The organism is Microbacterium sp. CGR1, from assembly GCF_051062835.1.
Lineage (GTDB): Bacteria > Actinomycetota > Actinomycetes > Actinomycetales > Microbacteriaceae > Microbacterium.
Genome location: NZ_JAOTPG010000002.1, coordinates 245,792 through 270,646 on the forward strand (window position 1 = coordinate 245,792; position 24,855 = coordinate 270,646).

At 68.1% G+C, this 24,855-nt stretch carries 24 protein-coding genes; 7 read left to right on the plus strand and 17 right to left on the minus strand.

Annotated features, from left to right (window positions below):
• Window positions 1-57: 57 nt before the first annotated feature.
• Together OD997_RS16085 and OD997_RS16090 are read right to left on the minus strand one after the other, a co-directional pair.
• On the minus strand, window positions 58-810 hold the full coding sequence (locus OD997_RS16085; RefSeq protein ID WP_434332944.1) for an SURF1 family protein: 753 nt from the start codon (window positions 808-810) through the stop codon (window positions 58-60).
• Between the two features lie 58 nt (window positions 811-868).
• Window positions 869-1,984: a GuaB3 family IMP dehydrogenase-related protein gene (locus tag OD997_RS16090; protein WP_056309199.1), complete on the minus strand. Its 1,116-nt coding sequence runs from the start codon at window positions 1,982-1,984 to the stop codon at window positions 869-871.
• A 76-nt stretch (window positions 1,985-2,060) separates the two neighbouring features.
• Between OD997_RS16090 and OD997_RS16095 the strand changes: the two genes are divergently transcribed.
• Window positions 2,061-3,143 carry an FAD-dependent oxidoreductase gene (locus OD997_RS16095; protein WP_434332587.1) on the plus strand — a complete coding sequence of 361 codons (1,083 nt, stop codon included), beginning with the start codon at window positions 2,061-2,063 and terminating at the stop codon, window positions 3,141-3,143.
• Window positions 3,144-3,153: 10 nt separating this feature from the next.
• Here the strand turns inward: OD997_RS16095 and OD997_RS16100 are convergent, their stop codons facing one another.
• From OD997_RS16100 to OD997_RS16140, 9 genes are all read right to left on the minus strand, one after another.
• A complete protein-coding gene (locus tag OD997_RS16100) occupies window positions 3,154-4,842 on the minus strand; it encodes an ABC-F family ATP-binding cassette domain-containing protein (protein ID WP_434332588.1) in 1,689 nt (562 codons plus the stop codon).
• A gap of 74 nt (window positions 4,843-4,916) precedes the next feature.
• Window positions 4,917-6,692 (minus strand): sensor histidine kinase, encoded by a 1,776-nt coding sequence (locus tag OD997_RS16105; RefSeq protein ID WP_434332589.1) that lies wholly within the window; start codon window positions 6,690-6,692, stop codon window positions 4,917-4,919.
• Window positions 6,689-7,036: a response regulator transcription factor gene (locus OD997_RS16110; RefSeq protein WP_434332590.1), complete on the minus strand. Its 348-nt coding sequence runs from the start codon at window positions 7,034-7,036 to the stop codon at window positions 6,689-6,691. Before OD997_RS16110 ends, OD997_RS16105 begins: the two co-directional genes overlap by 4 nt.
• Window positions 7,033-7,176: a hypothetical protein gene (locus tag OD997_RS16115; RefSeq protein ID WP_434332591.1), complete on the minus strand. Its 144-nt coding sequence runs from the start codon at window positions 7,174-7,176 to the stop codon at window positions 7,033-7,035. The genes OD997_RS16110 and OD997_RS16115 overlap by 4 nt, the downstream gene beginning before the upstream one ends.
• Window positions 7,173-8,660, minus strand: a complete 1,488-nt coding sequence (locus OD997_RS16120) for a glycosyltransferase family 2 protein (protein ID WP_434332592.1) — start codon at window positions 8,658-8,660, stop codon at window positions 7,173-7,175. Before OD997_RS16120 ends, OD997_RS16115 begins: the two co-directional genes overlap by 4 nt.
• Window positions 8,660-9,376 (minus strand): PHP domain-containing protein, encoded by a 717-nt coding sequence (locus OD997_RS16125; protein ID WP_434332593.1) that lies wholly within the window; start codon window positions 9,374-9,376, stop codon window positions 8,660-8,662. The genes OD997_RS16120 and OD997_RS16125 overlap by 1 nt, the downstream gene beginning before the upstream one ends.
• Entirely contained in the window at window positions 9,373-10,362 is a 990-nt protein-coding gene (locus OD997_RS16130) for an ATP-grasp domain-containing protein (RefSeq protein WP_434332594.1), read from the minus strand. The genes OD997_RS16125 and OD997_RS16130 overlap by 4 nt, the downstream gene beginning before the upstream one ends.
• Window positions 10,362-11,405, minus strand: a complete 1,044-nt coding sequence (locus OD997_RS16135; protein WP_056508349.1) for a response regulator — start codon at window positions 11,403-11,405, stop codon at window positions 10,362-10,364. The genes OD997_RS16130 and OD997_RS16135 overlap by 1 nt, the downstream gene beginning before the upstream one ends.
• A gap of 164 nt (window positions 11,406-11,569) precedes the next feature.
• On the minus strand, window positions 11,570-11,884 hold the full coding sequence (locus tag OD997_RS16140; RefSeq protein ID WP_056508347.1) for a DUF2277 domain-containing protein: 315 nt from the start codon (window positions 11,882-11,884) through the stop codon (window positions 11,570-11,572).
• 131 nt (window positions 11,885-12,015) lie between these two features.
• On the opposite strand from OD997_RS16140, the gene OD997_RS16145 reads away from it, so the two are divergent.
• Complete coding sequence (locus OD997_RS16145; RefSeq protein ID WP_434332595.1) at window positions 12,016-12,432, plus strand: DUF4190 domain-containing protein; 417 nt, start codon at window positions 12,016-12,018, stop codon at window positions 12,430-12,432.
• 55 nt (window positions 12,433-12,487) lie between these two features.
• Here OD997_RS16145 and guaB read toward each other — a convergent pair whose 3' ends face one another.
• Window positions 12,488-13,990, minus strand: coding sequence for an IMP dehydrogenase (gene guaB / locus OD997_RS16150; protein ID WP_056508342.1), 1,503 nt, complete (start codon window positions 13,988-13,990; stop codon window positions 12,488-12,490).
• A gap of 267 nt (window positions 13,991-14,257) precedes the next feature.
• Between guaB and OD997_RS16155 the strand changes: the two genes are divergently transcribed.
• The 4 genes from OD997_RS16155 to OD997_RS16170 are packed head-to-tail and all read left to right on the plus strand — an operon-like array spanning window position 14,258 to window position 18,339.
• The gene (locus OD997_RS16155; RefSeq protein ID WP_434332596.1) at window positions 14,258-15,607 is read left to right on the plus strand and encodes an ABC transporter permease subunit; all 1,350 of its coding nucleotides are present in this window, start codon (window positions 14,258-14,260) and stop codon (window positions 15,605-15,607) included.
• A gap of 2 nt (window positions 15,608-15,609) precedes the next feature.
• Window positions 15,610-16,587 carry a branched-chain amino acid ABC transporter permease gene (locus OD997_RS16160; RefSeq protein WP_434332597.1) on the plus strand — a complete coding sequence of 326 codons (978 nt, stop codon included), beginning with the start codon at window positions 15,610-15,612 and terminating at the stop codon, window positions 16,585-16,587.
• 46 nt (window positions 16,588-16,633) lie between these two features.
• The gene (locus OD997_RS16165; RefSeq protein ID WP_434332945.1) at window positions 16,634-17,587 is read left to right on the plus strand and encodes an ABC transporter ATP-binding protein; all 954 of its coding nucleotides are present in this window, start codon (window positions 16,634-16,636) and stop codon (window positions 17,585-17,587) included.
• Complete coding sequence (locus OD997_RS16170) at window positions 17,584-18,339, plus strand: ABC transporter ATP-binding protein (RefSeq protein WP_434332598.1); 756 nt, start codon at window positions 17,584-17,586, stop codon at window positions 18,337-18,339. The genes OD997_RS16165 and OD997_RS16170 overlap by 4 nt, the downstream gene beginning before the upstream one ends.
• Before the next feature lie 135 nt (window positions 18,340-18,474).
• Here OD997_RS16170 and OD997_RS16175 read toward each other — a convergent pair whose 3' ends face one another.
• The 3 genes from OD997_RS16175 to groES form a co-directional block, all read right to left on the minus strand.
• Window positions 18,475-19,743: an ABC transporter substrate-binding protein gene (locus OD997_RS16175; protein WP_434332599.1), complete on the minus strand. Its 1,269-nt coding sequence runs from the start codon at window positions 19,741-19,743 to the stop codon at window positions 18,475-18,477.
• Between the two features lie 144 nt (window positions 19,744-19,887).
• A complete protein-coding gene (gene rarD / locus OD997_RS16180) occupies window positions 19,888-20,820 on the minus strand; it encodes an EamA family transporter RarD (RefSeq protein WP_434332946.1) in 933 nt (310 codons plus the stop codon).
• Window positions 20,821-20,969: 149 nt separating this feature from the next.
• The gene (gene groES, locus OD997_RS16185; RefSeq protein WP_017203655.1) at window positions 20,970-21,266 is read right to left on the minus strand and encodes a co-chaperone GroES; all 297 of its coding nucleotides are present in this window, start codon (window positions 21,264-21,266) and stop codon (window positions 20,970-20,972) included.
• 143 nt (window positions 21,267-21,409) lie between these two features.
• Between groES and OD997_RS16190 the strand changes: the two genes are divergently transcribed.
• Window positions 21,410-22,618, plus strand: a complete 1,209-nt coding sequence (locus OD997_RS16190) for a THUMP-like domain-containing protein (protein ID WP_434332600.1) — start codon at window positions 21,410-21,412, stop codon at window positions 22,616-22,618.
• Window positions 22,619-22,622: 4 nt separating this feature from the next.
• Here OD997_RS16190 and OD997_RS16195 read toward each other — a convergent pair whose 3' ends face one another.
• Both OD997_RS16195 and OD997_RS16200 read right to left on the minus strand, forming a co-directional pair.
• On the minus strand, window positions 22,623-23,816 hold the full coding sequence (locus OD997_RS16195; protein ID WP_434332601.1) for a hypothetical protein: 1,194 nt from the start codon (window positions 23,814-23,816) through the stop codon (window positions 22,623-22,625).
• Entirely contained in the window at window positions 23,791-24,855 is a 1,065-nt protein-coding gene (locus tag OD997_RS16200) for a hypothetical protein (RefSeq protein WP_434332602.1), read from the minus strand. Before OD997_RS16200 ends, OD997_RS16195 begins: the two co-directional genes overlap by 26 nt.

Here is a 24,855-nt window from a genome sequence, read left to right on the forward strand (position 1 = left end):
TATCGCGTGCATCCTCGCTCGGATGCGCACGGGATCCCGCGCAGACGCGCGTCGGGATCAGGCCGTCTGGCCCGCCACGGCGTCTTCGAACTCCTCGACCTCACGCTCCCAGGCATCCTTCGCGAGCCGGTACCAGAGGTAGAACGCGAAGCCCGCGAAGATCGCCCACTCGACCGCGTAGAAGATGTTGAGCCAGTTGACCGGGGACTGCTCCTCCGGAGCCGGCGAGGAGATGTCGATCAGGCCCGCCGCAGCCGTCGTCGACGCGAGATACGGGCGATAGACGTCGAGCTGATCGATGTCGTGCCAGTGGCTCAGCAGAGCGGCGGTCGACATGCGGTCCATGCGCTGAGGGTCGTCCTTGGGCGGCACCGAGGGGCCTTCGTCCGAGATGAGGCGCCCGGTGATCGAGGCCTCAGCCCCACCCGCGTTCAGTTCCTCGACGGCGTCATCGGCGACGGCGCGGTCCGCTGTCCATCCGATCGCGACGGCGATCGAGGTGCGGTCGGCGACCCGCAGCTGACCGGTGACCCAGTACCCCTCGACCTCGTCGTTGAAACGGCTCGACACCACGAGGAAGTCGTCCGGAACCCAGGTGCCCGACGTCTCGACCTTCTGCCCGACGAGCGGTTCGGGGAGATACGTGCCCGGCTCGACCACATCGGTCAGCGGACGCACCTGCTCGGTCGCTCCGGCGGGCGGCGGGTCCGTCTCGATCGCGCGCTCCAGCTGCCACTGACCGAGCCAGGCGAACACGCCGGCGACGACCAGGCACAGCACGAGCATCCCGATCCAGCGTCCCCGGAGCATGACCTCACGAAGGGTCGGCGGGAACAGTGCGGGGGAAGTCACGGTGACGAGCGGAGCCTCAGGCCTCGTAGGGCGCGAGGACGACCTCGACCCGCTGGAACTCCTTGAGGTCGGAGTATCCGGTGGTGGCCATCGACTTGCGGAGCGCCCCGATCAGGTTCGCCGTGCCGTCGGCGACGGGAGCGGGACCGTAGAGGATCTCCTCCAGGGTGCCGATGCCGCCGACCTCGACGCGGCGGCCGCGCGGGAGCTTCGGGTGGTGAGCCTCGGGGCCCCAGTGGAAGCCGCGGCCGGGCGCGTCGGTGGCGCGGGCGAGGGCGACACCGAGCATGACGGCGTCCGCTCCCATCGCGAGCGCCTTGACGATGTCGCCGGACGTGCCGACCCCGCCGTCGGCGATCACGTGCACGTAGCGTCCGCCCGACTCGTCGAGGTAGTCGCGACGAGCGGCCGCGACGTCGGAGACGGCCGTGGCCATCGGCGCGTGGATGCCGAGCGTGGCGCGGGTGGTCGATGCCGCTCCCCCGCCGAAGCCGACGAGCACGCCGGCAGCGCCGGTGCGCATGAGGTGCAGGGCGGCCGTGTAGGTGGCTGCGCCGCCGACGATCACCGGCACATCGAGGTCGTAGATGAACTTCTTGAGGTTCAGCGGCTCATCGACGCTCGACACGTGCTCGGCCGAGACCGTCGTGCCGCGGATGACGAACAGATCGACACCGGCGGCGGCGACGGTGTCGTAGAACTCCTGTGTGCGCTGCGGGGTCAGGGAGCCTGCGACGGTCACACCGGCCTCGCGGATCTCGGCGAGGCGCTGCGTGATGAGCGCGGGCTTGATCGGCTCGGCGTACAGCTCCTGCATCCGCACGGTCGCCTGGCCCTCGTCGAGGCCTGCGATCTCGGCGAGCAGCGGCTCAGGGTTCTCGTAACGGGTCCAGAGTCCCTCGAGGTCGAGAACGCCCAGACCGCCGAGCTGCCCCAGCATGATCGCCGTCTGCGGACTCACGACGGAGTCCATCGGGGCGCCCAGCACCGGGATGCCGAAGCCGAAGGCGTCGATCGTCCAGGCGGTCGACACATCCTCGGGGTTGCGCGTGCGCCTCGACGGCACCACCGCGATGTCATCGAACGTGTACGCGCGTCGCGCGCGCTTGCCTCGGCCGAGCTCGATCTCCATGGTCACCACTCCAGACTACCGGGCGCACGCGGACGTGCCGACGGCTGGGAGACTGGGAGGGAGGTCGGGAGGCAGTATGTCGGTGGATGCCGTGGAGATCGCCGTCGTCGGAGGCGGTGTGATGGGGCTCGCCACCGCGTGGGAGCTCACAAGACGCGGCCATCGACCGGTGGTGTTCGAGCGCTTCGCGCGCGGGCATCGCGAAGGCGCCTCGCACGGGGCGACGCGCAACTTCAACAACGCCTACGACGAGGAGCACTACCTCGATCTGCTCGTCCGCGCGCGGAACGGCTGGGATTCACTCGGCCTGGTCGACGGCGAGCCTCTGCTGCGCCTGCACGGCCTGGTCACGCACGGCGATCTCGATGTGTCCTCGGTCGAGCACCGCCTCCACGAGCGGGGCATCCACTCCGAGATCCTGTCCCCCGCCGAGGCATCGTCCCGCTGGCCGGGCATGCGGTTCGCCGACCCGGTGCTGTTCTCCCGAGACGCGGGCGTGGCCCGAGCATCCGCCGCCCTGCGGGAACTCGAGCGACGCATCGTCGACGCGGGAGGCGAGGTGCGCTGGGAGACTCCGGTCGCCCGGATCGATGAGACGGACGCCGGTGTCGAACTCGTGCTCGCCGACGGGCGGATCCACGCCGAGGTCGCCGTCGTCACGGTGGGCGCCTGGACCGAGAGGATCCTCCCCGGCCTCCGACTTCCCCGACTCGAGGTCACCGAGGAGACGCCCGCCCACTTCCGGCCCGTCGATGGATCGGCCTGGCCGTCGTTCAACCACTACGTCGACCCCGACCGCTATCCGGCGACGGTGTACGGAATGCCGACTCCGGGCGAGGGCGTCAAGGTCGGGTTCCACCGGGTCGGCGATGTCGTCGACCCCGATGCGCGCCCGCACCTGACCACCCACGCCGATGCGCTGGCCGACTACGTGCGCGAGTGGATGCCCGGCCTCGACCCGGCATCCGCCGTCCCGATCAGCTGCACCTACACCTCGACGGACGACAGCGCCTTCGTGCTCGATCGACGGGGACGGATCGTGGTCGGCGCGGGCTTCTCGGGGCACGGGTTCAAGTTCGCACCGGGAGTGGGGGCCACCCTCGCCGACCTGGCGCTCGACCCGACCGCACTCGCGGCCGAGCCTTTCCGCCTGCCCTGAGCGGTCGGCCTCAGCGGGCCCGTGCGACGCGGCGCTCGTCCCATACCGGTGCGCCCGCCTCGTACACCTCTCCCTCTGAGCCGAACACGAGGAACCGATCGAACGACCGCGCGAACCAGCGGTCGTGCGTGACCGCGAGCACGGTGCCCTCGAAGCGCGCCAGCGCGTCTTCCAACGCCTCCGCCGATTCGATGTCGAGGTTGTCGGTCGGCTCGTCCAGCAGAAGCAGAGTCGCCCCGGAGAGCTCGAGAAGCAGCACCTGGAAGCGCGCCTGCTGCCCACCCGACAGGGATTCGAACGTCTGCTGCGCCTGACGCACGAGCCCGTAGCGGTCGAGCGCCGAGCTCGCGGCATCCCGCGGCATCCCCGCTCGCCGTTCGTCACCTCGGTGCAGGATCTCGAGCAGGGTGCGCCCCACGAACTCGGGGTGCGCGTGCGTCTGCGCGAACAAGCCGGGCACCACCCGTGCACCCAGGACCGCTCGGCCGGCGTGCGCCACCTCGGAGAGCTGCTCCCCCGTCGAGGTGACGTGACCGAGGGTCGAGTCCGGGTCGCTTCCTCCCCGGGCCAGCAGGCGGAGGAAGTGCGACTTGCCCGAGCCGTTGGATCCCAGCACGGCGACGCGATCGCCGTACCAGACCTCCGCGTCGAACGGCCGCATGAGTCCCGTGAGCTCCAGCCGCTCCGCGACGACCGCGCGCTTGCCGGTGCGCGAACCGCGCAGGCGCATGTCGAACTCCTGGGCAGGAGGTCGCTCCTCCGGCGGCCCCGCCTCCTCGAACTTGCGGAGACGGGTCTGGGCCGCCTGGTATCTCGAGGCGAACCCGTCGTTCGCCGAGGCCTTCACCTTGAGGTTCGCGACGAGGATGCGCAGCTTCTCGTGCTGCTCGTCCCATCGCCGACGCAGCTCGTCGAGACGGTCCATCCGGTCGCTGCGCGCCTGGTGATACGTCGCGAAGCCGCCGCCGTGCACCCACGCAGACGCCCCGGCCCCTCCCGGTTCGAGAGTGACGAGCCGGTCGACCGCGCGTGCGAGGAGCTCGCGGTCGTGCGACACGAGAAGCACGGTCTTCGGGGTCTGCCGCAGCTGCTCCTCGAGCCAGCGCTTGGTCGGCACGTCGAGGTAGTTGTCGGGCTCGTCGAGAAGCAGCACCTCGTCGGGGCCGCGCAGTAGCGCCTCCAGCGCGAGACGCTTCTGCTCACCTCCCGAGAGCGTGGTCAGCTCGCGGAAGCGCGCTCGCTCGTAGGGCACCCCGAGGGCTGCCACCGTGCACTGATCCCAGATCGTCTCGTGCTCGTATCCGCCGGCGTCCGCGTACTCGGCGATCGCCGTCGCGTACGCCATCTGTGTGTCGTGCTCGTCCCGCTCGATCAGCGCGTTCTCGGCTTCTTCGAGGGCTTCGGCCGCCTGCCGGATCCGTCGAGGCGCGACGCGCACCAGCAGCTCGTGAACGGTCTGGCCCGCTTCGCCGTGTCCGACGAACTGATCCATGACTCCGAGACCGCCGTCGATCGTGACGACACCGGAATCGGCCGCCTGATCGCCGCGGATGATCCGGAGCAACGTCGTCTTGCCTGCGCCGTTCGGTCCGATCAGAGCGCTCGTCGAACCGGAACCGACGCGGAACGTCGCTTCGTCCAGCAGCGGTCTGCCGTCGGGGAGGGTCAGCGAGACCCCAGCTACATCGATATATCCCACCGTGCGTGGCCGTCCTTCCGCCCGCATGGCGAGCCGACCAGGCTATCAGGAAGCAGGCCGGTGGTCGATCGCACCTACCGGACGACCTGGATGGCTTCCGTGCGAGGTGCGGCGGGAAGGAGCATCCGGAACTCGGTGCCGACGCCCTCCTTGCTCGTCACGTCCATGGATCCGCCGTGGGCGAGCATGATCGCCCGGGTGATCGTGAGCCCGAGCCCCACCCCGGGGACAGCGTTCTGCGTCGCCGTCGATGCGCGGAAGAAACGTGTGAACAGCATTCCCTGCTCGTCTTCCGGGATCCCGACGCCGGTGTCCCTGACCGCGAGCTCGACCGCTCCGTCGAGCATGCGCACGCTCGCCGTGACCCGCCCGCCGGAGCCCGTGAACTTGATCGCGTTCGAGAGTAGGTTGTCGAGCGCCTGACCGATCCGCCCCGAATCGATCGACAGACGCACAGGAGCGGTCGGCACCTCGGCGACGATCTCGATCCCCTCGCGCTGTGCGTGGGGTCCGGCGGACTCCACGGCGTTGTGCACGAGCTCGACGACGTCGGCCTCTCGGCGCTCGAGGGGGAACCTGCCGGACTCGACCTGAGCGGTGAAGAGCAGGTCACCCACGAGATTGAGCAGTCTCTGCGCGTTGCGCTCGATGATCCCGACGAACTCCTGCTGATCGGTCGTGAGCGGCTGAGCCGGGTCGTTCTGCAGCAGATCGAGGAACCCGATGATCGCGCTCAGCGGGGTGCGGAGCTCGTGCGAGATCATGCCGACGAACTCGTCCTTCATGCGAGCGACCTCGACGGCCCTGGTCTCGTCGGTGATCACGAGCAGGTAGCCGTGACGGGAGCCGTCGGAGTCCTGGTAGGGCGACACCGTCATACGCGCGGGCACGGAGGATCCTCCGACCGTCGTGACGTCGATGTGCGAGTCGACCGACAGTCCCGAGTCGGCTTCCTCGAAGAGTGCCCGCAGTCCGGGATGCAGCCCGTCCTCGGTGCGCTCCGCACCCTTCGGGGCGAACTGCGCGAGCACTGTCTGCTCGAAGAACCGGTCGACACGCACCGCGGCGAGTGCCTCGCGCACGGGCATGCCCAGCAGCCGCACGGCTCCCGGGTTCCACGCCGTGATCGTGCCGCAGTTGTCGGTGGCGATGACCGCCTGCCCGGTGATCGAGTTCCAGAGGCTGGCGAACGATTCCGACAACCCGCGGTACTGCTGCTCGCTGGCGCTGAGCTTGTCGAGCATCGCCTGGTTCGCGACCAGTGCGGCGGTCCGCTCGGCGACGAGCGCCTCGGCCTGCGACGTGCGCAACCGCTGCAGTCTGGACAGCTCGTTCACGATCGCGCCGACCGTCGCGAACACGAGCGGCCCGATGATGCCGCGCAGCCAGGCGGCCGAATCCTCCGGCGGATCGATGATGTTCGGCATCAGGAGAGCGATCGACGTGAACATCCCGACGATGAAGACCTGCTTGCGCCCGGGAGCTGCGGCGATCCAGATCACGGGCAGGAGCACGAGGGACGAGAAGAGCGAGGTCGCTCCGCCGGTGCCTGCGCGCAGCGCGCCGATGCCGAGGATGCTGACGATCGGGATGAGCATGACCACCCAGCCGTCGTACACCCCGCGAGCCGAGAGGACTGCTGCCAGCGCGGTGACCGCGGCGACGGCGAGGATGCCGGTGATCGCGACGACCGCGTCGGTGACGGGGACCCCGGGGATCGCCCACATCAGGAGCGCCGCGATCCCGACCGCGATCGCCGTGGGTCCCTGCTTCATCAGAGGCGTCGGATTATCGAAGTACTTCCGCCATCCCCGTTCCATCGATGCCTGCACGACGTTCGTCGTGGTCATCGCGCCACGCCTCGGAGCAGCTGGCGCAGGTCGGCGCCGACGATGGGCTTCGGCAGCGCCGCATCGGCATCCGGATAGTCGGCGATGTCGAGCACCGAGCTCACGATCAGGAAGCAGTCGGGAAATCTCGCCTGCACCTGGCGGGCGCACTCCTTGCCGGTGATGCCCGGAAGCAGGAGGTCGATCACCGCGACAGCCGGGTTCATCCCCGCGAAGGCGGCGATCGCGGTCTCCGCGTCCATCGCCGCGAACACGTCGAATCCCTCACGGTCGAGATACCGCTGCAGGAGATCCATCTGATCCGCGCTGTCCTCGACGACGAGGGCCAACGGCCGCGTGCTCATCGCAGGAACAGCTCTCGCACGATGACGATCACGACGACGATGCCGAGAGCGAGGAGCGCCTGCGGGATGAGGCGCTTCTCGCGACGGGCGTCCGTCGCGATCTCCTCCTCCTCGGTGCTGCGCGAAGGTGCTTCGGTCATGAGTCGACCCGTCCGATCTTCTCGGTCTTGATCCATGCGGCGTCGGCGTGACGCCATTCCTTGATGTACGAATCGACGGTGATGGCGCAGAGCAGCGAACCGTACCCGCACAGGTACAGCAGCAGCCCGGCGAACAACCGTCCACCCGGAAGCGGCTCGACGGTGCGCGCGAGCCAGATGCCGAGCATCGAGATCGGGCCCCAGAGGTAGAAGACGACCGCCCACGTGAACCGGGTCTGATCGGTAAGCGCGAGACCGAGCTCGCTCAACCCGGCCTCGAAGAGCCAGGGGAACAGGGCGATCGCCATCAGCAGCAGCGCGCCGAGCCCCGGGAACATGAGTGCCTCACGCCACGACTGGCGACCGATCCGTGGATCGAGCTGCACAGAGTAAAGCATCGAGTAGAGGTAGATGCAGGCGGCCGCGATCCACATGAACCGGAACACCAACTCGGCGATCTCGCTGTGCAGGAGCAGCAGTGTGAGAAGGGCCGCAGCCGCGAGGATCATGAACGCCGGGAGGAGCAGGATCGTGAACCAGGCGAGCCCGAACGAGAAGCTCCCCAGGTTGTGCACCGTGCTGCGGCGGAACCAGAGGCTGCGATAGATCGAGGTGAGCTGCACATTGCCCCGCGCCCATCGCAGTCGCTGCTTCCAGAGGCTGTCGATCGTGCGGGGCTCCTCGGCGAGCACCACCGCGTGCGGCTCGAAGACCATGCGCCGGCCGGCGAGCTGACCCTCGAACGTGGTCATGGTGTCCTCGGCGAGCGTGCCGGTGGGGATACGACCGCCGATCGCCTCGAGGTTCGCCCGCGAGTGCAGCTGCGCGCCGCCGGCGAGGCAGGCGATCGCGCCGCCCACGTTCTGGGTCCGGCGTGCGGAGAGCTGGCCGATCACGTACTCGATCGCGATGAAGCGCGTCAGGTAGTTGCGGTCGCGGCTGCCCTCGGCGATGTACGCGGTGACCGCCCCGACCTTCTCGTCCGCGAGGTGCCTGCTCATCTTGCGCAGCGAGTCACGCGCGAAGATCACGTCGGCGTCCATGATGAGCACGGCCTCGGTCCACTCGTCCGCGAGGACGATCTCGAGACCGTGGTTCAGAGTGTGCGCCTTGCCCTGTCCACCCTGCTCGCGGCGCAGATGCACGACGCGACCGGGATACGCCTGGGCCTTCGCCGCCACGACAGCGGGGGTGTCGTCGGTCGACGCATCATCGATCACGAAGATCCTGAGTCGATCCGCCGGATATTCCAGCTGCGTCAGTCGGTCGATCGCCTGGCCGAGCACCAGGCCCTCGTTCCAGGCGGGGATCAGCACGGCGATGCGGGGGTGATGCGGAGCAGCCTTGCCGTAGTGATTGCGGAACGCGTGCAGGGGCAGCACGAGGAACTGCAGGCCCGTGTTGATGACGGGCAGAGTGCCGACGAACACGCAGATCAGCAGTATGACGACCACGACGGTCTCGACCCAGGTGAGCTCCGGCATCAGCGCTGCACCTCTCGCTCGCGCAGGAGCTCGGCGACGCGTGAATAGCGCCCCACCTCGGAGGCCTCGTGGCTGTCGGTGGAGGCGACGATCTCGGCACCCGCGTCACGCAGGGCATCGAGCAGGGGGATGCCGGGGCACCCCCATTTCTCGTTCACCTCGACCATCGTGTCGGTCTCTGCGGCGGCCTTCGCCCAGGCGGCGACCCGTTCCGCGCCGAGGTCGCCTTCGGCCAGCCCGATCTTCGGGAGGAGGGAGAAGCAGTGCGCCAGCTGATTGCCCGGGTGGCGGCGCATGGCGGCGATCAGGGCCGAAACCAGCTGGTCGAGTGCATCCTGCGCGCCCCAACCAGCGGCTATCCGTTCTCGCACGGCGCTCGGGCTGAGCGGCCCGTCGGCCCCAGGGAACTGGTGGTCGGCGATCAGGATCCGATCGATCCCCACGGGCAGCACGGGGATGTCGAGCTCGCCCGATGCATCCAGGATCTTCGCCTCCACGCCGGTCAGGACCGTGAGACCCTCAGGAACGTGCAGGGCGCGCACCGCGCTGAGGTACTCGGGAACCCAGGGGGTGGTGCGGCGGACGTGATCGACGAGGCGGAGCGTCTCAAGGCCCGCGGTGGCTGCCGCCGTCACGTTCTCGGCCAGCGTCGACACGGCGTCGTCCGAGAACGTCGAGTGGACGTGGTGATCGCCTCGTAGCAGGGCGTGGGTCACAGCTCCTCCTGGTGCCCGGCGTGCGCGGACACGAGAACGTCGTCGACCTCGACGATGATGTCTTCCAGGAAGCGGACGGACGCGACCTCACGGAAGGGGATCGTGGAGGGCAGCTCCCTCCCGAGGAAGAGATCCGCGACGAGCGAAGGGATGTCGACGCCCGCCGCGATGGTGAGCGGAAGCGCCCCGGGGAACCGCGGGTTGACCTCGAGCAGCACGGCCCGACCCTGCCGGTCACGGCGGAGCTGGACGTTGGCGACGCCGACGAGACCGATCGCCTGCGCGACGGCGGCGGCAGTCTCCTCGAGCTCAGCGTCGTGCACGGTGCGGCCGGCGATGGCCACACCCGAATCGACCCTGGCGCGGGTGCGGGGCACAGCGGCGACGACGGTGCCGGCGGCATCCGCGATCACGTCGACCGAGTACTCCTCGCCCGGAAGGTAGTCCTGGACGATGAGTCCTTCGTCCAGCGGCAGGGCCTCGAGCGCCGCACGATCGGGCACCAGGCGGATGCCTCGGCTGCCCGCGCCCTGACGGGGCTTGGCGAAGACCGGGAACTCCCAGTCGATCGACTCGGCGTCGACCCCGGCGAGCACCGTGCGCGGAGCACGCCCTGTGGCCTCGCAGCGCTCGGCGAGCAGAAGCTTGTCGAGCGCGACCGAGAGCGTGTCCTGAGAAGGTGCGGCGAGCACGGCGGGAGCGAGTTCATCGCGGCGGCCGGCCAGCGCGATCAGCTCGACGTCGACGGTCGAGATCACGAGGTCGAGACGGTCCTCGGCCACCATCCGCGAGATCGCCGGCACGAAGTCCTCATCTCGTCCCGGCGGCACGAGACGACGATGCGTCGGGGGCACCAGGTAGATGCCGCTCGCCCAGCCGTCCATGTCGGCGGCGAAGACCTCGAGGTCCGAGCGGCGCAGGAGAGAGCGGATCACGGCGACTCCGGCGGGCCCTCCCGCACCGGTCACCAGTACGCGTGCAGACATCAGCTCTCCCGCCGGGCGAGTTCGTGGGCACCGATGAACTCGGCGGTCTCGCGGACGACTTCGAGCGGCTCCACAGCCACTCCCCCGCCGAAACGCGACCAGTATCGAGCGGTGGCGGTCACGAAATCGGGCTCGAGGTAGTCGCGCATCGCGGTCTGCGAGGCGAAGCACTCGAGCAGTCGGAGCTTCTGAGGGAGGTCCTGATCGATCCGGACGAACCGGGTCGGGCGGAAGTCGATCGTCGACGAAGGGCTCTGATAGCACGCGACCGTGCCCACCCGTCTGGTGGCGGCGATCGTCGCCTCGCTCACTGCCCGGTGGTCCTGATGACGGTCGTGGCTGGAGTGCGTGTAGACGATCGTCGGGCGCACCTCTTGGACGACCTCCTCGATCAGCCGCACCGTCGCGCCGCCTCCGGAGATCTCGGTGTCGACGAGGTCTTTGAGGAAGAGGCGCGCCCCCAGCATGTCGGCCGAGGCCAGCGACTCATGCTGACGGCTCTCGGCGTCTCCCCCGCGTGACCCGCGAGAGAGTGTCAGCACGGTGATCGAGTCGCCTGCGCGCGCGTGAGCGGCGAGGATGCCACCGACCCCGATCTCGACGTCATCCGGATGAGCCCCGATGGCGAGGATCACCTCCGGCGAGCGGTTCGCCTCTCGTCGGGCGCGCCCCTCGGCGGCGAGTCGCGAGACGGCCTCGACCAGGCGCGCGTTGTCGAGCGGCTTGGTCAGGAACTCGTCAGCCTGCGCTCGCAGAGCCGAGACCGCATACTCGACCGAGACGTGCGCGGTCATCACGATGACCGGGACGAGCGGATCCTTCCGACGGAGTTCCGCCAGGAGCTCGAGGCCGTCGAGACCGGGCATCTCGATGTCGGTGACGACCACGTCAGGGGTGAAGCGTGCGAGGCGTTCGACGGCGGAGAGGCCGTCCTCGGCCACCACCACCTCGCAGCCGGCCCGCCTTTCGAGCACGGTCTTGACGAGCAGGGCGACGTCAGGGTCGTCGTCGACGACCAGGACGCGGGGTGCATCCTGAGGCATATCTGCAGCTCTCAATGGGGAGGTTCCCTGCCGGTCATGCTCCGGCAAGCGGCTCGCGACGCCCTTCGCGTCTGGAGCCCGAGGAAAATCGAGCGGGTGTCTCTAAATACTGGCATATCGAATACCCACCCGGTGCGGCAGGATTCCGCGGGCATCCGGTTGCGTCAGGATGCGGTGCGCGCAGCCCGCTTCTCTTCCTGGAACACCCGGATCGCTTCGTACCGCTCCGCGGAACGCGCACGTCGTTTGGTCGCCTCGTCCTCTCGGTTCTTGCGCGGCGCCGTGGTCGTCAGACCATCGACGAGCTCTCTGGTGGCGCGCGCGATCTCCTCGACGGCACGGTCGAACACATCCTGGTTCACCCGGGACGGGGTGGTGGTTCCGGCGATCTTGCGCACGAACTGCAGCGCGGCGTCGTGGCACTCATGGTCTGTGGCGGCGGGCTCGAGATTGTTCAGGGGGACGATGTTGCGGCACATACCGGCACCGTACGCCGCAGCGCGGACCTGCGGAAGGCCTCGGGCGGGGATGGCGCGCGCGGTGCGCCCCTCAGTACGCTCGGCTACGAGCGCGGCCACCCCAGCGACCGCCCACGCAGATCGGAGCGACCATGACGAACCCGCCACCGCCCGGAGACTCGCAGTACACCCCGCCGGCATGGGACGGCGCCGCTCCCGCGGCGAACCCGGCCACCAACCCCGCCGCGTACCCGGTCGCCGGCCCCGGCTATGCGACCCCGCCGCCCGCACCGGCCGGGAACGGACTCGCGATCGCCGGACTCGTCCTCGCGTTCGTGCTCGCCCCGCTCGGTCTCATCCTCAGCATCGTCGCCGCCGTCAAGCTCGGCAAGGCCGGAGCTTCGAAGGGACTCGCCGTCGCGGGCATCATCGTCGGCGCGGTGATCACGATCCTGTGGATCATCGGCATCGTGCTGCTCGTGACGGTGTTCGCGAACCTGTTCTCGATGTGCGCCGACCTCGGCCCCGGCGTCTGGCAGGTCGACGGAGTCACCTACACCTGCAGCTGACCGCACGCAGAAGAGGGGGCCGGATGCTGTCGCATCCGGCCCCCTCTCATTCGTCTCAGCGCTTGTAGTTCGGCGCCTCGACCACGATCTGCACGTCGTGCGGGTGCGACTCCTTGAGCCCCGCAGCCGTGATGCGCACGAACCTGCCGCGCTGCTTGAGCTCTTCGATGGTGCGAGCGCCGACGTAGAACATCGACTGTCGCAGCCCGCCGACCAGCTGGTATGCGACAGCCGCCACGGGGCCGCGATAGGGCACCTGGCCCTCGATGCCCTCGGGGATCAGCTTGTCGTCGCTGGGGACGTCGGCCTGGAAGTAGCGGTCCTTCGAGTAGGAGGTCTGCTTTCCGCGCGTCTGCATGGCTCCGAGCGAGCCCATGCCGCGGTACTGCTTGAACTGCTTGCCCGACTGGAAGACGATCTCGCCCGGCGACTCGTCGGTGCCGGCGAGCAGCGAGCCGAGCATGACGGCATCCGCACCGGCGACGAGCGCCTTGGCGATGTCACCCGAGTACTGCAGACCACCGTCGGCGATCACCGGCACCCCGGCGGGACGGGCGGCGAGCGATGCCTCATACACGGCGGTGACCTGCGGCACACCGACTCCGGCGACGACGCGCGTCGTGCAGATCGAGCCGGGGCCCACGCCGACCTTGACGGCGTCGACGCCTGCATCGACGAGCGCCTGAGCACCCTCGCGGGTCGCGACGTTGCCGCCGATGACGTCGATGTGCGCGAAGCTCTCGTCGGCCTTGATGCGCTTGACCAACTCGATGACGCCCTGGGACTGACCGTTCGCGGTGTCGACCACGAGCACGTCGACGCCTGCGTCGCGCAGCGCCTCCGCGCGCTCCCAGGCGTCGCCGAAGAAGCCGATCGCCGCACCGACGCGCAGACGCCCCTGGTCGTCCTTCGTGGCCAGCGGGTACTTCTCGCTCTTGTCGAAGTCCTTGATGGTGATGAGACCCGCGAGCTTGCCGTCCTCATCGATGAGCGGCAGCTTCTCGACGCGGTGGTGGGCGAAGAGGGCGATGACCTCGCCTGCGGCGACGCCCACCGGTGCGGTGACGAGTCCCTCGGAGGTCATGACGTCCTTCACGAACGTGGTCTGACGCTCGAAGCCCGAGACGAAGCGCATGTCGCGGTTCGTGATGATTCCCACGAGGCGTCCGTCGGCGTCGACGACCGGGAGCCCCGAGATGCGGTACTTGGCGCAGAGCGCGTCGACCTCTTCGACGGTCGCGTCCGGCGTCGTCGTGATCGGGTCGGTGATCATGCCCGACTCGCTGCGCTTGACGCGGTCGACGTGGGCGGCCTGATCGGCGATCGACAGGTTGCGGTGAAGGATGCCGATGCCGCCCTCACGTGCCATCGCGATGGCCATGCGCGACTCGGTCACGGTGTCCATCGCGCTGGAGAGCAGCGGAGTCGCGACCGAGATACGGCGAGTGATCCGCGACGAGGTGTCTGCCTCGCTGGGGATGACGTCGGTGTGCCCCGGGAGGAGCAGCACATCGTCGTACGTGAGTCCGACGAAGCCGAAGGGGTCGTGCTGGTCCATGGATTGTCCTCCTGCGGGCGCGATCTGGGCGAGGGTGTACCAATTCTAAGCGCGAGGAGGCTGAGGAAATTCCCGGGCCCACCTGGGCGCCGCCCTCAGCACGAGCGCGCGTCGCGTCCGATATTTCGCAACTTCGTGATGGGATCGTTCTCACCGTGAGCAGATCGTGCCTTGGTTGAAACAGAGCCGACACATTACGCTCATACCGTCGTACATCAAGGCCGATGAACAACTCCGTCATGGTCTGTGTACTGGACTGGAGGTTCCGTGAGTCCGACGATCTCGGCGAAGCGAAGTGGAACGCGATGGGTCATCACCCTGATCGCGTCACTTCTCGCCATCGCTTTCCTGTGGCTGCAGCCTCCCGCATCGGCATCTGCCGAAGAGACGGACGACGGGCAGGAGATCACCGACTTCTACTTCGCCGGCGTCATCACCTTCGACGACGACCCTGTCGAGGGCGTCGTGATGACGATCAAGGGCAACGGATTCGAGGGTGAGACCGAGACCGACGCCGACGGCAAGTGGCGCCTGTACGTCCCCGAGAAGGAGACGTACACGCTCACCGTCGACGAGGAGACCCTCCCCGACGGCGTGATCGTCGATGCCGCCCAATTGCCCGAGGGCACCCAGCCGATCGCGGGCACGACCGCCTCGTTCGAGGTCGAGTTCGGGCTGACCGGCACCAAGATCATGAATCTCTTCCTCGGTGAGGGAGAGCGCCTGACGACATCGTTCATCGATCAGCTGGCCTCCCGACTCGTGGGCGGACTCAACTTCGGCCTCCTGCTCGCCCTCGCTTCGATGGGTGCGGCACTGATCTACGGCACGACGCGTCTGTCGAACTTCGCGCACGCCGAGATGGTGACGTGGGGCGGCCTGGTCGCCCTCGTCACGACGAGCTTCTGGCACCTCCCCCTGTGGCTCGGCATCATCGCCGCCGTGGTCGGCGGCGGTCTCTTCGGCTGGGCACTCGATGCCGGCATCTGGCGCCCGCTGAGGCGACGAGGGCTCGGGGTCGTACAGCTGATGATCGTGAGCATCGGCCTGTCGCTCGCTCTGCGGTACGCCTTCCAGTACTTGATCGGCGGCGGCACCAGGCAGCTCCCCGGAGCCAGCCCCGAGCCGTTCCGATTCGGGCCGATCTCGCTGTCGTACATCGACCTGATCGGCATCGTCGTGAGCATCGTCGTGATCATCGGCGTCGCGTTCTTCCTCACGCGCACCCGCATCGGCAAGGCCACTCGTGCGATCTCCGATAACCCGCAGCTCGCCGCAGCATCGGGTATCGACGTCGACAAGGTGGTCCGGTACGTCTGGATCCTCGCCGGCACGCTGGCGGCGATCTCGGGCATCCTGTGGGCGTACTTCCGCCCCGGCGTGAAGTGGGACATGGGCATGCAGATGCTGCTGCTCATCTTCGCCGCGATCACGCTCGGCGGACTCGGCACCGCGTTCGGCGCCCTCGTCGGCTCGCTCATCGTCGGGATCGCGGTCGAGGTCTCGACGCTGTGGATCCCGTCCGACCTCAAGTACGCGAGCGCGCTCGTCGTGCTCATCGTGATCCTCCTGGTGAGGCCGCAAGGCCTGCTCGGACGCAAGGAAAGGTTGGGCTGACCATGGACTTCGGAAGCATCCTCTCCAACACCGCGGTCTATCTGCTCAGCCCGGTCACGATCGCCTACGCCCTGGCGGCGACGGGCCTCGCCGTGCACTTCGGCTATGCGGGACTCCTGAACTTCGGTATGGCCGCGTTCATGGCCATCGGCGGCTACGGCTACGCCATCTCGGTGCTGACCTTCGGTCTCCCCTGGTGGATCGGCATGCTGATCGGGCTCCTGGGTGGCGCGTTCTTCGCCGTGCTCCTCGGCATCCCGACGCTGCGACTGCGTGCCGACTACCTCGCCATCGCGACCATCGCGGCCGGTGAGATCGTGCGTCTGCTCTTCACGACGCAGATCTTCGACGAGTACACGAACTCGGCCGACGGACTCGCGCAGTTCAACGGCGGATTCCGCGACGCGAACCCGTTCCCCCCTGGCACCTACGGCTTCGGTCCGTGGACGTTCAGCGCGAACGACCTGTGGAACCGCGTGTTCGGGATCATCGTCCTCGCCATCGCGATCCTCCTCGTGTGGGCGCTGATGCGCAGCCCGTGGGGACGGGTACTCAAGGGCATCCGTGAAGACGAGGACGCCGTGCGCTCGCTCGGCAAGAACGTCTTCGCCTACAAGATGCAGGCGCTCGTGGTCGGTGGAATGATCGGGGCAGCGGGTGGGATCGTGTTCGTCCTCCCTTCCGCCGTGGTCCCCGGCAGCTACACCACGTCGCTCACGTTCTTCCTGTGGACCGTGCTGCTTCTCGGCGGCGCGGCGACCGTCTTCGGCCCCACTCTCGGCGCGATCCTCTTCTGGGTCGTGTTCGCGTTCATGGCGAACCTGCTTCCGGCACTGGCCAAGGCGGGCGTCCTTCCGATGTCCGACAGCCAGGCCTCGACGCTGGTGTTCATCTTCGTCGGCATCGCCCTGATGCTGCTCGTGATCTTCCGTCCTCAGGGCATCCTCGGAGACAAGAGGGAGATGACCTTTGTCAATTGAACCCACCCCCGACGACAACGTCGACGCGGCGCCCCAGACCGGGAGCATCCGTCGCCCCAAGACCACGGGGCTCGCGAAGGGCCCTGCGGCCCCCGGAGTGCCCAAGGTCGACCCGATCCTCGTGGCCGACGCCGTCCAGCGACGTTTCGGCGGTCTGACCGCCGTCGACGTCGACCACGTCGAGATCCCGCGCGGTGCGATCACCGCACTGATCGGCCCGAACGGTGCGGGCAAGACCACGCTGTTCAACCTGCTCTGCGGATTCGACAAGCCCAACAGCGGCACCTGGTCGTTCGACGGCAAGAACCTCTCCGGCGTCCCCTCCTTCAAGGTGGCGCGCATGGGGCAGGTGCGCACGTTCCAGCTGACCAAGTCGCTGTCTCTGCTCACGGTGCTCGAGAACATGAAGCTCGGAGCCCCCGGTCAGCGCGGCGAGGGCTTCTGGTCGAGCCTCTTCCCGTTCCTATGGCGCAAGCAGGATCAGGAGATCGAGGTGAAAGCGCGCGAACTGCTCGCCCGCTTCAAGCTCGAAGCCAAGGAGAAGGACTTCGCCGCCTCGCTCTCGGGCGGTCAGCGCAAACTCCTCGAGATGGCCAGAGCGCTCATGAGCGACCCGACCCTGGTGATGCTCGATGAGCCGATGGCCGGCGTCAACCCTGCTCTCACGCAGTCGCTCCTGGACCACATCCTCGATCTCAAGGGACTCGGGATGACGGTGCTGTTCGTCGAGCACGACATGCACATGGTCCGCCACATCGCCGACTGGGTCGTCGTGATGGCAGAGGGACGCGTGGTCGCGGAGGGGCCGCCTGACGAGGTCATGGAGGACCCGGCAGTGGTCGACGCCTACCTCGGCGCCCACCAGGACGTCGATCTCGGCGCCGTGACCGGGCGCATTCCGGTGCTCGCCGATACGGCCGCCGTGAAGCTGCGCGAGCAGATCGAGGCAGAGGCAGAGGCAGAGCTCGCCGCCGAAGACACCCAGGAGGGACGCGCATGATCGATGACGCATCTGTGAAGAACGACGACATCGTCGTCGAACTCAAAGACGTGCACGCCGGCTACCTGCCTGGGGTGAACATCCTGAACGGCGCCAACCTCGTCGCGCGCCAGGGCGAACTGATCGGCATCATCGGGCCCAACGGAGCGGGCAAGTCGACGCTGCTGAAGTCGATCTTCGGCATGGTGAACGTCCGCAGCGGCGACATCACCGTGAATGGCGAGAGCATCGTCGGGCTCAAGGCCGACAAGCTCGTCAAGCGCGGCGTGGCCTTCGTGCCGCAGACGAACAACGTCTTCCCGTCGCTCTCGATCGAGGAGAACCTGCAGATGGGGCTCTACCAGAACCCCAAGATCTATGCGGAGCGTCTCGAGTTCGTGACCGGCATCTTCGCCGAGCTGGGCAAGCGCCTCAAGCAGCGCGCGGGCTCGCTCTCCGGCGGTGAGCGCCAGATGGTGGCGATGTCGCGGGCTCTCATGATGGACCCCTCGGTGCTGCTGCTCGACGAGCCCTCCGCCGGGCTCTCCCCCGTGCGCCAGGACGACGCGTTCATCCGCGTCTCCGACATCAACAAGGCGGGTGTCACCACGATCATGGTCGAGCAGAACGCGCGGCGCTGCCTGCAGATCTGCGACCGCGGGTACGTCCTCGACCAGGGCAAAGACGCCTACGAGGGCACCGGACGCGATCTGCTGAACGATCCGAAGGTCATCGGCCTGTACCTCGGAACGCTCGGCACCGACGCGGCCTGAGCGCTCACCACGACAGAGGGACGGATGCTTCGGCATCCGTCCCTCTTCCGTATCCGTCCCCTCTTCTGCATGCGCACACTGCACCGGGAACGACGAAGGCCCCGGATGCTGTGCATCCGGGGCCTTCGCTCGTGATCAGTTGGTGCGGGAGATCAGGTTGTCCGCGCCGTAGACGTACGTGCCGATCGAGGCGCCCTGCGGGTCGCCGTTCTCGTCGAACGTGATCTCGCCGGAGTAGCCGTCGTAGTCGGCGGTGCCTCCGTCGTTGATGATCTTCGCGCAGTCGGCGAAGCTCGTGCACTTCTCGCCGTCTCCGGTGCCGCCCGAGACCTCGGCCATCTTGGCCGCGATGTCCGCGCCCTCGGTCGAACCTGCCGCGAGAGAGGCGAGTGCGACGAGCACGACAGCGTCGTATGCCTCGGCCGCGTACGTGAAGTCGTTGACCTCGGGGTTGCCCTCACCCGTCCAGAACGTCTGCAGACGGTCGGTGAAGTCGTCCTCGAGCGCAGGTCCCGGCTTGGTGCCCTGAGCGCCCTCGAGCGAGAACGGGAAGTTCGTGTCGGGCGACGAGCCGTAGTCCGACAGGTTTCCGTCGACCAGGTAGAACTTGTCGGGCGAGATGCCCGCGTTCACCAGCAGCGGGGCGATGGTCTTGAACTGGTCGAACGACACGATCGCGACGGCGTCGGGGTTCTGAGCCTTGATGGTCTCGACCTGCGCGTCGAACTGACCGTCGCCGACGTTGTACGACGCGTCTGCGACGACCTCGCCACCGGCGCCCTCGAACGTCGACTTGATGTTCTCGAACAGACCGGTGCCGTAGGCGTCGTTCTGGTAGATGACACCCAGCGTCTTGTGGCCGTCCTCGGCGATCAGGTTGCCGAGGACCTCGCCCTGCAGCAGGTCGCTGGGAGCAGTGCGGAAGTAGAGTCCGTTGTCGTCCCAGTCGGTGAAGTCGGGGCCCGTGTTGGAGGCGGAGATCTGCAGGATGCCTGCGGAGACGTTGCCGTCGAGGATCAGGCGCGAGACACCGGATGCGGCGGCGCCGACGATCGCGGTCACTCCTGCACCCTGGAGCTTGGTGATCGAGGTCTCGTAGGCCTTCGTGTCGGTGTCGCCCTCGTCTTCTGCGGTCAGGTCGATCGTGACGCCTGCTGCAGCGTCGTTGACCTCCTTGACCGCGAGTCCGACGCCGGATTCCATGGGCGGGCCCAGGAACGACAGCGATCCGGTCTGCGGCAGCAGCGAACCGAGCTTGAGGGTGAGGTCGGCGGACGATCCGCCACCTTCGGACGGCTCGTCCGAAGGCGTGCTGCTGCAGCCTGCGACGACCATCGCCGAGACGCTCAGCAGCGCGACTCCGGCGAGGATCTTGGCGCTGCGCGAGCGCGTGAATGCGGTCATGATGCTCCCTTGCGTGACTGGCCGTGGATTGTGACCACGGTCGGGTGCTCTAACACTAGGACTGAAAGGTCTCGCGTAGGGGTCGCCGATGTTTCGGTGCGTTAACGATCCGACACCGGGTTCCGCACGTGCTGAGCCGCCGGTTCAGACGAGCTCGGGTTGCACGCTCCTCCGCCCTCGGCGGGCGGCCAGAAGCAGGTCGACGATGAACACGGCGATCGCGATCCAGACGATCACGAAGCCGAGCCAGCGCTCGAGCGGCATGGGCTCGCCCAGCACCGCTGCGCCGATGACGAACTGCATCACGGGAGTGACGAACTGGATCATCCCGATGACCGTGAGGTTGATGCGCCTCGTACCGGCGGCGAAGAGCAGGAGCGGCACGGCGGTGGCGACACCGGCGAACGCGAGCAGCACGGCATGCCAGGCGCCGTGGGCTCCCATGGTGATCCCGGTCGTCGTGGCCACGACGATCAGCTGCACCACCGCGATCGGGATCAACCAGAACGACTCGAGGGTGAGTCCGCTGATCGCGTCCACCGCAGGACCGATCTTCTTCTTGATGAGCCCATAGACGCCGAACGACGCGGTGAGCGACAGCGCGATCCAGGGGAACGACCGGTAGAACAGCACGATCACGATCACGGCGACGGCGGCGATGCCGATCGCCACCCACTGGAGCCTGCGGATGCGTTCCTTCAGCACGAACACGCCGAGCAGCACGGTGGCGATCGGATTGATGAAGTATCCGAGACTCGTCTCGATGACGTGACCGTTGAGCGTGCCGAGCAGGAACACCTGCCAGTTGACGTAGATCAGCACCCCGGCAAGCGCCGTCCATCCCAGCAGCTTCGGCTGCCGGATGATCGCGCCGATCGCCGTCCAGCCGCGTGTCACCGTGAGAAGGAGGAGGCAGAAGACGAACGACAGCAGGACCCGCCAGGCCACGACCTCCCACGGCCCTGTCGGCGCGAGCAGCAGGAAGTAGAGCGGAAGGACACCCCACAGCAGGTACGCCCCGCCGGCATAAGCGACACCCGCGGTCTGCGTCGATCTGGCTGTGGCGGTGTTCGTCAAGGGCACCGCACAACCCTATTCCCGACGCGAAGTTGCTCCCCGCCCGGCGAACGCCGCGGTCGGAGAATGGCAGGAATCAGCGGTCACGTGGCGGGATGCAGAAAGGGCCCGGATGCGAGAAGCATCCGAGCCCTTTCGAAGACGTTGTCTCAGCGGACGACGACTGCGAGCACGTCGCGCGCCGACAGGACGAGGAACTCGTCTGCGCCGAACTTCACCTCGGTGCCGCCGTACTTGCTGTACAGGACACGGTCGCCGACGGCGACGTCGAGCGGAACGCGGTTGCCGTTGTCATCGATGCGGCCGGGGCCCACGGCCACGACCTCGCCCTCCTGGGGCTTCTCCTTGGCGGTGTCGGGGATGACCAGGCCACTCGCGGTGGTCTGCTCGGCCTCGACCTGCTTGATGACGATGCGGTCCTCGAGCGGCTTGATGGAAACCGACACGGTCTACCTCTTCTTTCTTGACGCTGACAGGAAGACTTTTCGCACTCTCAACCCGAGAGTGCTAATCCAGTCTAGGCGTTTCGCTGGCACTCACGCAATGCGAGTGCCAATGCGCCGATCGGACCGCCGCCTAAGCTGGGCAGGTGGAGATCTCCGAGCTGCGCGCCCTGCTCACGCCCGAGGGCCTCGAACTGCTGGATGCGCTCGGCCCGGTCGATCAGGCCGCCGACGTCGCCCGTGCGGTGTCGCGCCTACGGGCGGCCGGACACTCGCCCGATCTCGTCTCGGCCGTTGTCGGGCAGGCGCGTCTGCGCGTCAAGGCTAAAGCCAAGTTCGGAGACTTCGCGGCGAGGATGCTGTTCACCCGTGCGGGACTCGAGCAGGCGACGCGTCTCGGCGTCGCCGCCCGCCACGCGCAGCGGATGCGTCGAGCCGGGATCACGAGCGTCGCCGACCTCGGCTGCGGGATCGGCGGAGACTCCCTCGCCTTCGCCGGTGCCGGCCTCGACGTGCACGCGGTGGATGCCGACGAGGTGACGGCCGCCATCGCGGCGTACAACCTCGCACCCTTCGGTGACAGCGCGATCGTGAGGCACGGCACGGCCGAGGAGAACGTACCGTCCGAGGCGAGTGACACCGGCGCGATCTGGATGGATCCCGCACGGCGCACCTCGGGGCACAGCGAGACGCGACGGGTGTCGTCCGACGACTACTCGCCTCCGCTCGACTGGGCCTTCGACCTTGCATCCCGTCGCCCCACGGGCATCAAACTCGGCCCGGGACACGATCGTGACGCCCTTCCCGTCGACGCCGAGGCGCAGTGGGTGAGCGCCGACGGCAGCGTCGTCGAGCTGGTGCTGTGGACCGGAGCACTCGCGCGCGAGGGCGTCCGCCGCGCGGCACTCGTGATCCGCGGCGAGCGCTCCCACGAGCTCACAGCGGGAGCGGATGCCGAGGACGTTGCCGTGCACGAACTCGGGGCCTTCCTGCACGAGCCGGACGGAGCGGTGATCCGCGCACGGCTGATCGGAGACGTCGGGCGGAGCCTCGATGCGGGCATGCTCGATGAGCGCATCGCCTACCTCACCTCGGACGCCGCGCTGACGAGCCCGTTCGTGCAGTCCTTCCGGGTGCGCGAGACGATGCCGGCGAACCCGAAGGCGATCAGCGCCGTCCTCAAGGCCCACGACGTCGGGACCCTCGAGATCAAGAAGCGCGGCATGGACGTCGATCCTGCGGCCTTCCGAAAGAAGCTCACCCTCAAGGGGAACCAGACGGCGACGTTGATCCTCACCAGGATCGGCGATCAGCGGCGCGCGATCCTCGCCGACCGAGTGCCCGCGGCGGACTGACCGCTCACCCGTCGGTGCCGTCTGACGGGACCTCGACCTGGATCGGATCCTGGTACTCCCCACCCAGCTCCAGCGTCTCGCCGGGCTTCACCGACGCGCCGGGGCTCACGGTGTCGACTGACGGCGCGTCTCCCGCGATCACGAGGTACGGAGTCTGGTTCGACGTGAAGGCCAATGTGATCCTCCAGGACTCCTCGACGTTCCCCGAGACATCTGCCGTGGCGCTGCCGATGCTGAGACCGGAGGACTGTGCTTCGCCCAATGGCCCGCACGCGATCCCTCCTATCGCGTCGACCACCAGGCAGTCCTCGGCCGTCGCTCCCTCGAGACGCTGGCCGTACCAGATGGGCGCGTCCCGGAAATAGCCCACGACCGAGAGGGAGTACTCCTGGAAGCCCTGCTGCAGGAGCTCTTCCGCGCGCACGCGCTCGTCACCCGGGAACTGCGACAGCCAGTCGTTCTGCGAGCTCGGCCACCGCTGGATGATCGCCACGAGTTCACCGTCGGTCGTCCGCACGGCAGACGCCCAGACCTGCTCGGCATCCTCCCCCTCGCCCTCTCCGGAATCGACGCTCACTGAGACACCGACAGCGTTGCCGTTCTGGACGTCCTCGCTCCGCTGGCACTGCGTCGCGGAGTCCTGCGGGGTGTCGAGGATGAGGCAGACCATCTCGCCGTCCTCCTTGGTCGCGTGCCAGACCAGGACGTCCTCCTCCTGTCCGATCGCCCGCAGGCTTCCGGCGTCGTACCCACCGTCAGCCTGGAGTTCTGCACGACGCTCCTGTTGCTCCGCGGTGAGCTCGACTCCCCCCGCCCGACCGAACAGAGCCCACCCGGCCGCGAGACCGACTACGAGGAGCAGCGCTGAGGCGGCGGCGATCGCCTTCCAGTGCTGCCGAAGGGCGGGGCGCAGCGCCGGCGTCGTGTGAGGCTCCGCTTCGCCGGGGGGTGCGCTCGTGTCCGCCGACTCCGCGTCGGCGACCTCCTCGGAGACGGGCCTGTCGGTCGATTCCACGACGGTCATCTCCGGTGCGGTCGCATCCGACGCCGCTGCGGCGGCCGGCTCGGGCGCCCTGGTCGCCTCGAGTTCGTGCAGCCGCGCGGCATCCGCATCCGTCAGACCGCCATCGCGACCGTAGGCCTTCAGCTGCAGGGCGCGGAGCTCCGCGGCGTCACTCTCCTGCAGCATCGTCGGCACCCGGACCCTTCGTCACGGTGAGGTACTGCTGACCGTAGCCGAATCGGTACTCGTAGCGGGTGATGTCGCCGTCATCGGTGCCCGCGACATCGAGCGCCAGCGTGCGGTCGGCATCGGCGAGCATCAGACTGTCGTCGCACACCATCGGAGGATCCGGCATCGATCCGTCGTAGACGAGGCAGTACCGCTGCGTCGACATGTCGACCCCGGTCCAGATCGGTACGTCGTCGTCATAACCGACCACCGTGATGCTGCGGCTATCGAGACCGGTCTTCTCGGCGAGGGTCGCCGCCGCCTCCGCCTCGGCCTGGCTGGCGAACATCGAGGTCGACTGAGGTGACGTGATGTAGCTGCGGGCGATGACCGCCGGTCGACCGTCCGGCGTGAGGAACATCTGCGCCTGGATGTCGTAGCTCTGAGAGGCATCCACGGCCTTGGTGAGCGTGGCGTTCACACCCTGGATCGTCGCCTGCTCACGGGTCGCGCAGGCGGGAGCCGTCGCATCGGCGCTGGCGAGCACGAGGCACACATCAGCCCCGTCGTTCTTGGTCGCGAAGGAGATCACGACGCCCTCCTCCTCCGCCATCGCGCGGAGCGAGCCCGAGTCGAAATCGCCCGACGCGACGATCGCGCTCTGCCACTGCTGCTGCTCGGCCGTCAGCTGGACGGCGGCAGCACCTCGATCGGCGAACAGCAGCCATCCGAGCGCGATTCCGATGACGGCGAAGCCGACGGTGATGGCGAGCGCGAGACGCCAATGCCGTCGCAGGGTCCCGGCGAGGGACTCGCCCTGCGTGTCTACGATCGGCCGGGCATCCTGACCCGACTGCACCGCGGTGTCGACCTCGACGATGCGCGCCGCGGCCGGGGATGCCGTCGCGGTGACCGCGTGCGCGGGCGCCTGCGGCCCCGTCTCCGATGTTCGCGCCGCCTCCAGCTCGCGCAGGCGCGTCACTTCGGCTTCACTCAGCGCACCGGCACGACCGTAGGCGCGTGCCTGCAGGGCACGCAGCTCGACGGCGTCCTCGGCGTCGAGCAT

Coding starts and splice junctions, on each gene's coding strand:
- OD997_RS16085 (WP_434332944.1), bottom strand. CDS start 810: ATGCTCCGGGGACGCTGGATCGGGATGCTCGTGCTGTGCCTGGTCGTC.
- OD997_RS16090 (WP_056309199.1), bottom strand. CDS start 1,984: ATGGAGATCGAGCTCGGCCGAGGCAAGCGCGCGCGACGCGCGTACACG.
- OD997_RS16095 (WP_434332587.1), top strand. CDS start 2,061: ATGTCGGTGGATGCCGTGGAGATCGCCGTCGTCGGAGGCGGTGTGATG.
- OD997_RS16105 (WP_434332589.1), bottom strand. CDS start 6,692: ATGACCACGACGAACGTCGTGCAGGCATCGATGGAACGGGGATGGCGG.
- OD997_RS16110 (WP_434332590.1), bottom strand. CDS start 7,036: ATGAGCACGCGGCCGTTGGCCCTCGTCGTCGAGGACAGCGCGGATCAG.
- OD997_RS16115 (WP_434332591.1), bottom strand. CDS start 7,176: ATGACCGAAGCACCTTCGCGCAGCACCGAGGAGGAGGAGATCGCGACG.
- OD997_RS16120 (WP_434332592.1), bottom strand. CDS start 8,660: ATGCCGGAGCTCACCTGGGTCGAGACCGTCGTGGTCGTCATACTGCTG.
- OD997_RS16130 (WP_434332594.1), bottom strand. CDS start 10,362: ATGTCTGCACGCGTACTGGTGACCGGTGCGGGAGGGCCCGCCGGAGTC.
- OD997_RS16135 (WP_056508349.1), bottom strand. CDS start 11,405: ATGCCTCAGGATGCACCCCGCGTCCTGGTCGTCGACGACGACCCTGAC.
- OD997_RS16140 (WP_056508347.1), bottom strand. CDS start 11,884: ATGTGCCGCAACATCGTCCCCCTGAACAATCTCGAGCCCGCCGCCACA.
- OD997_RS16145 (WP_434332595.1), top strand. CDS start 12,016: ATGACGAACCCGCCACCGCCCGGAGACTCGCAGTACACCCCGCCGGCA.
- guaB (WP_056508342.1), bottom strand. CDS start 13,990: ATGGACCAGCACGACCCCTTCGGCTTCGTCGGACTCACGTACGACGAT.
- OD997_RS16160 (WP_434332597.1), top strand. CDS start 15,610: ATGGACTTCGGAAGCATCCTCTCCAACACCGCGGTCTATCTGCTCAGC.
- OD997_RS16170 (WP_434332598.1), top strand. CDS start 17,584: ATGATCGATGACGCATCTGTGAAGAACGACGACATCGTCGTCGAACTC.
- OD997_RS16175 (WP_434332599.1), bottom strand. CDS start 19,743: ATGACCGCATTCACGCGCTCGCGCAGCGCCAAGATCCTCGCCGGAGTC.
- OD997_RS16200 (WP_434332602.1), bottom strand. CDS start 24,855: ATGCTCGACGCCGAGGACGCCGTCGAGCTGCGTGCCCTGCAGGCACGC.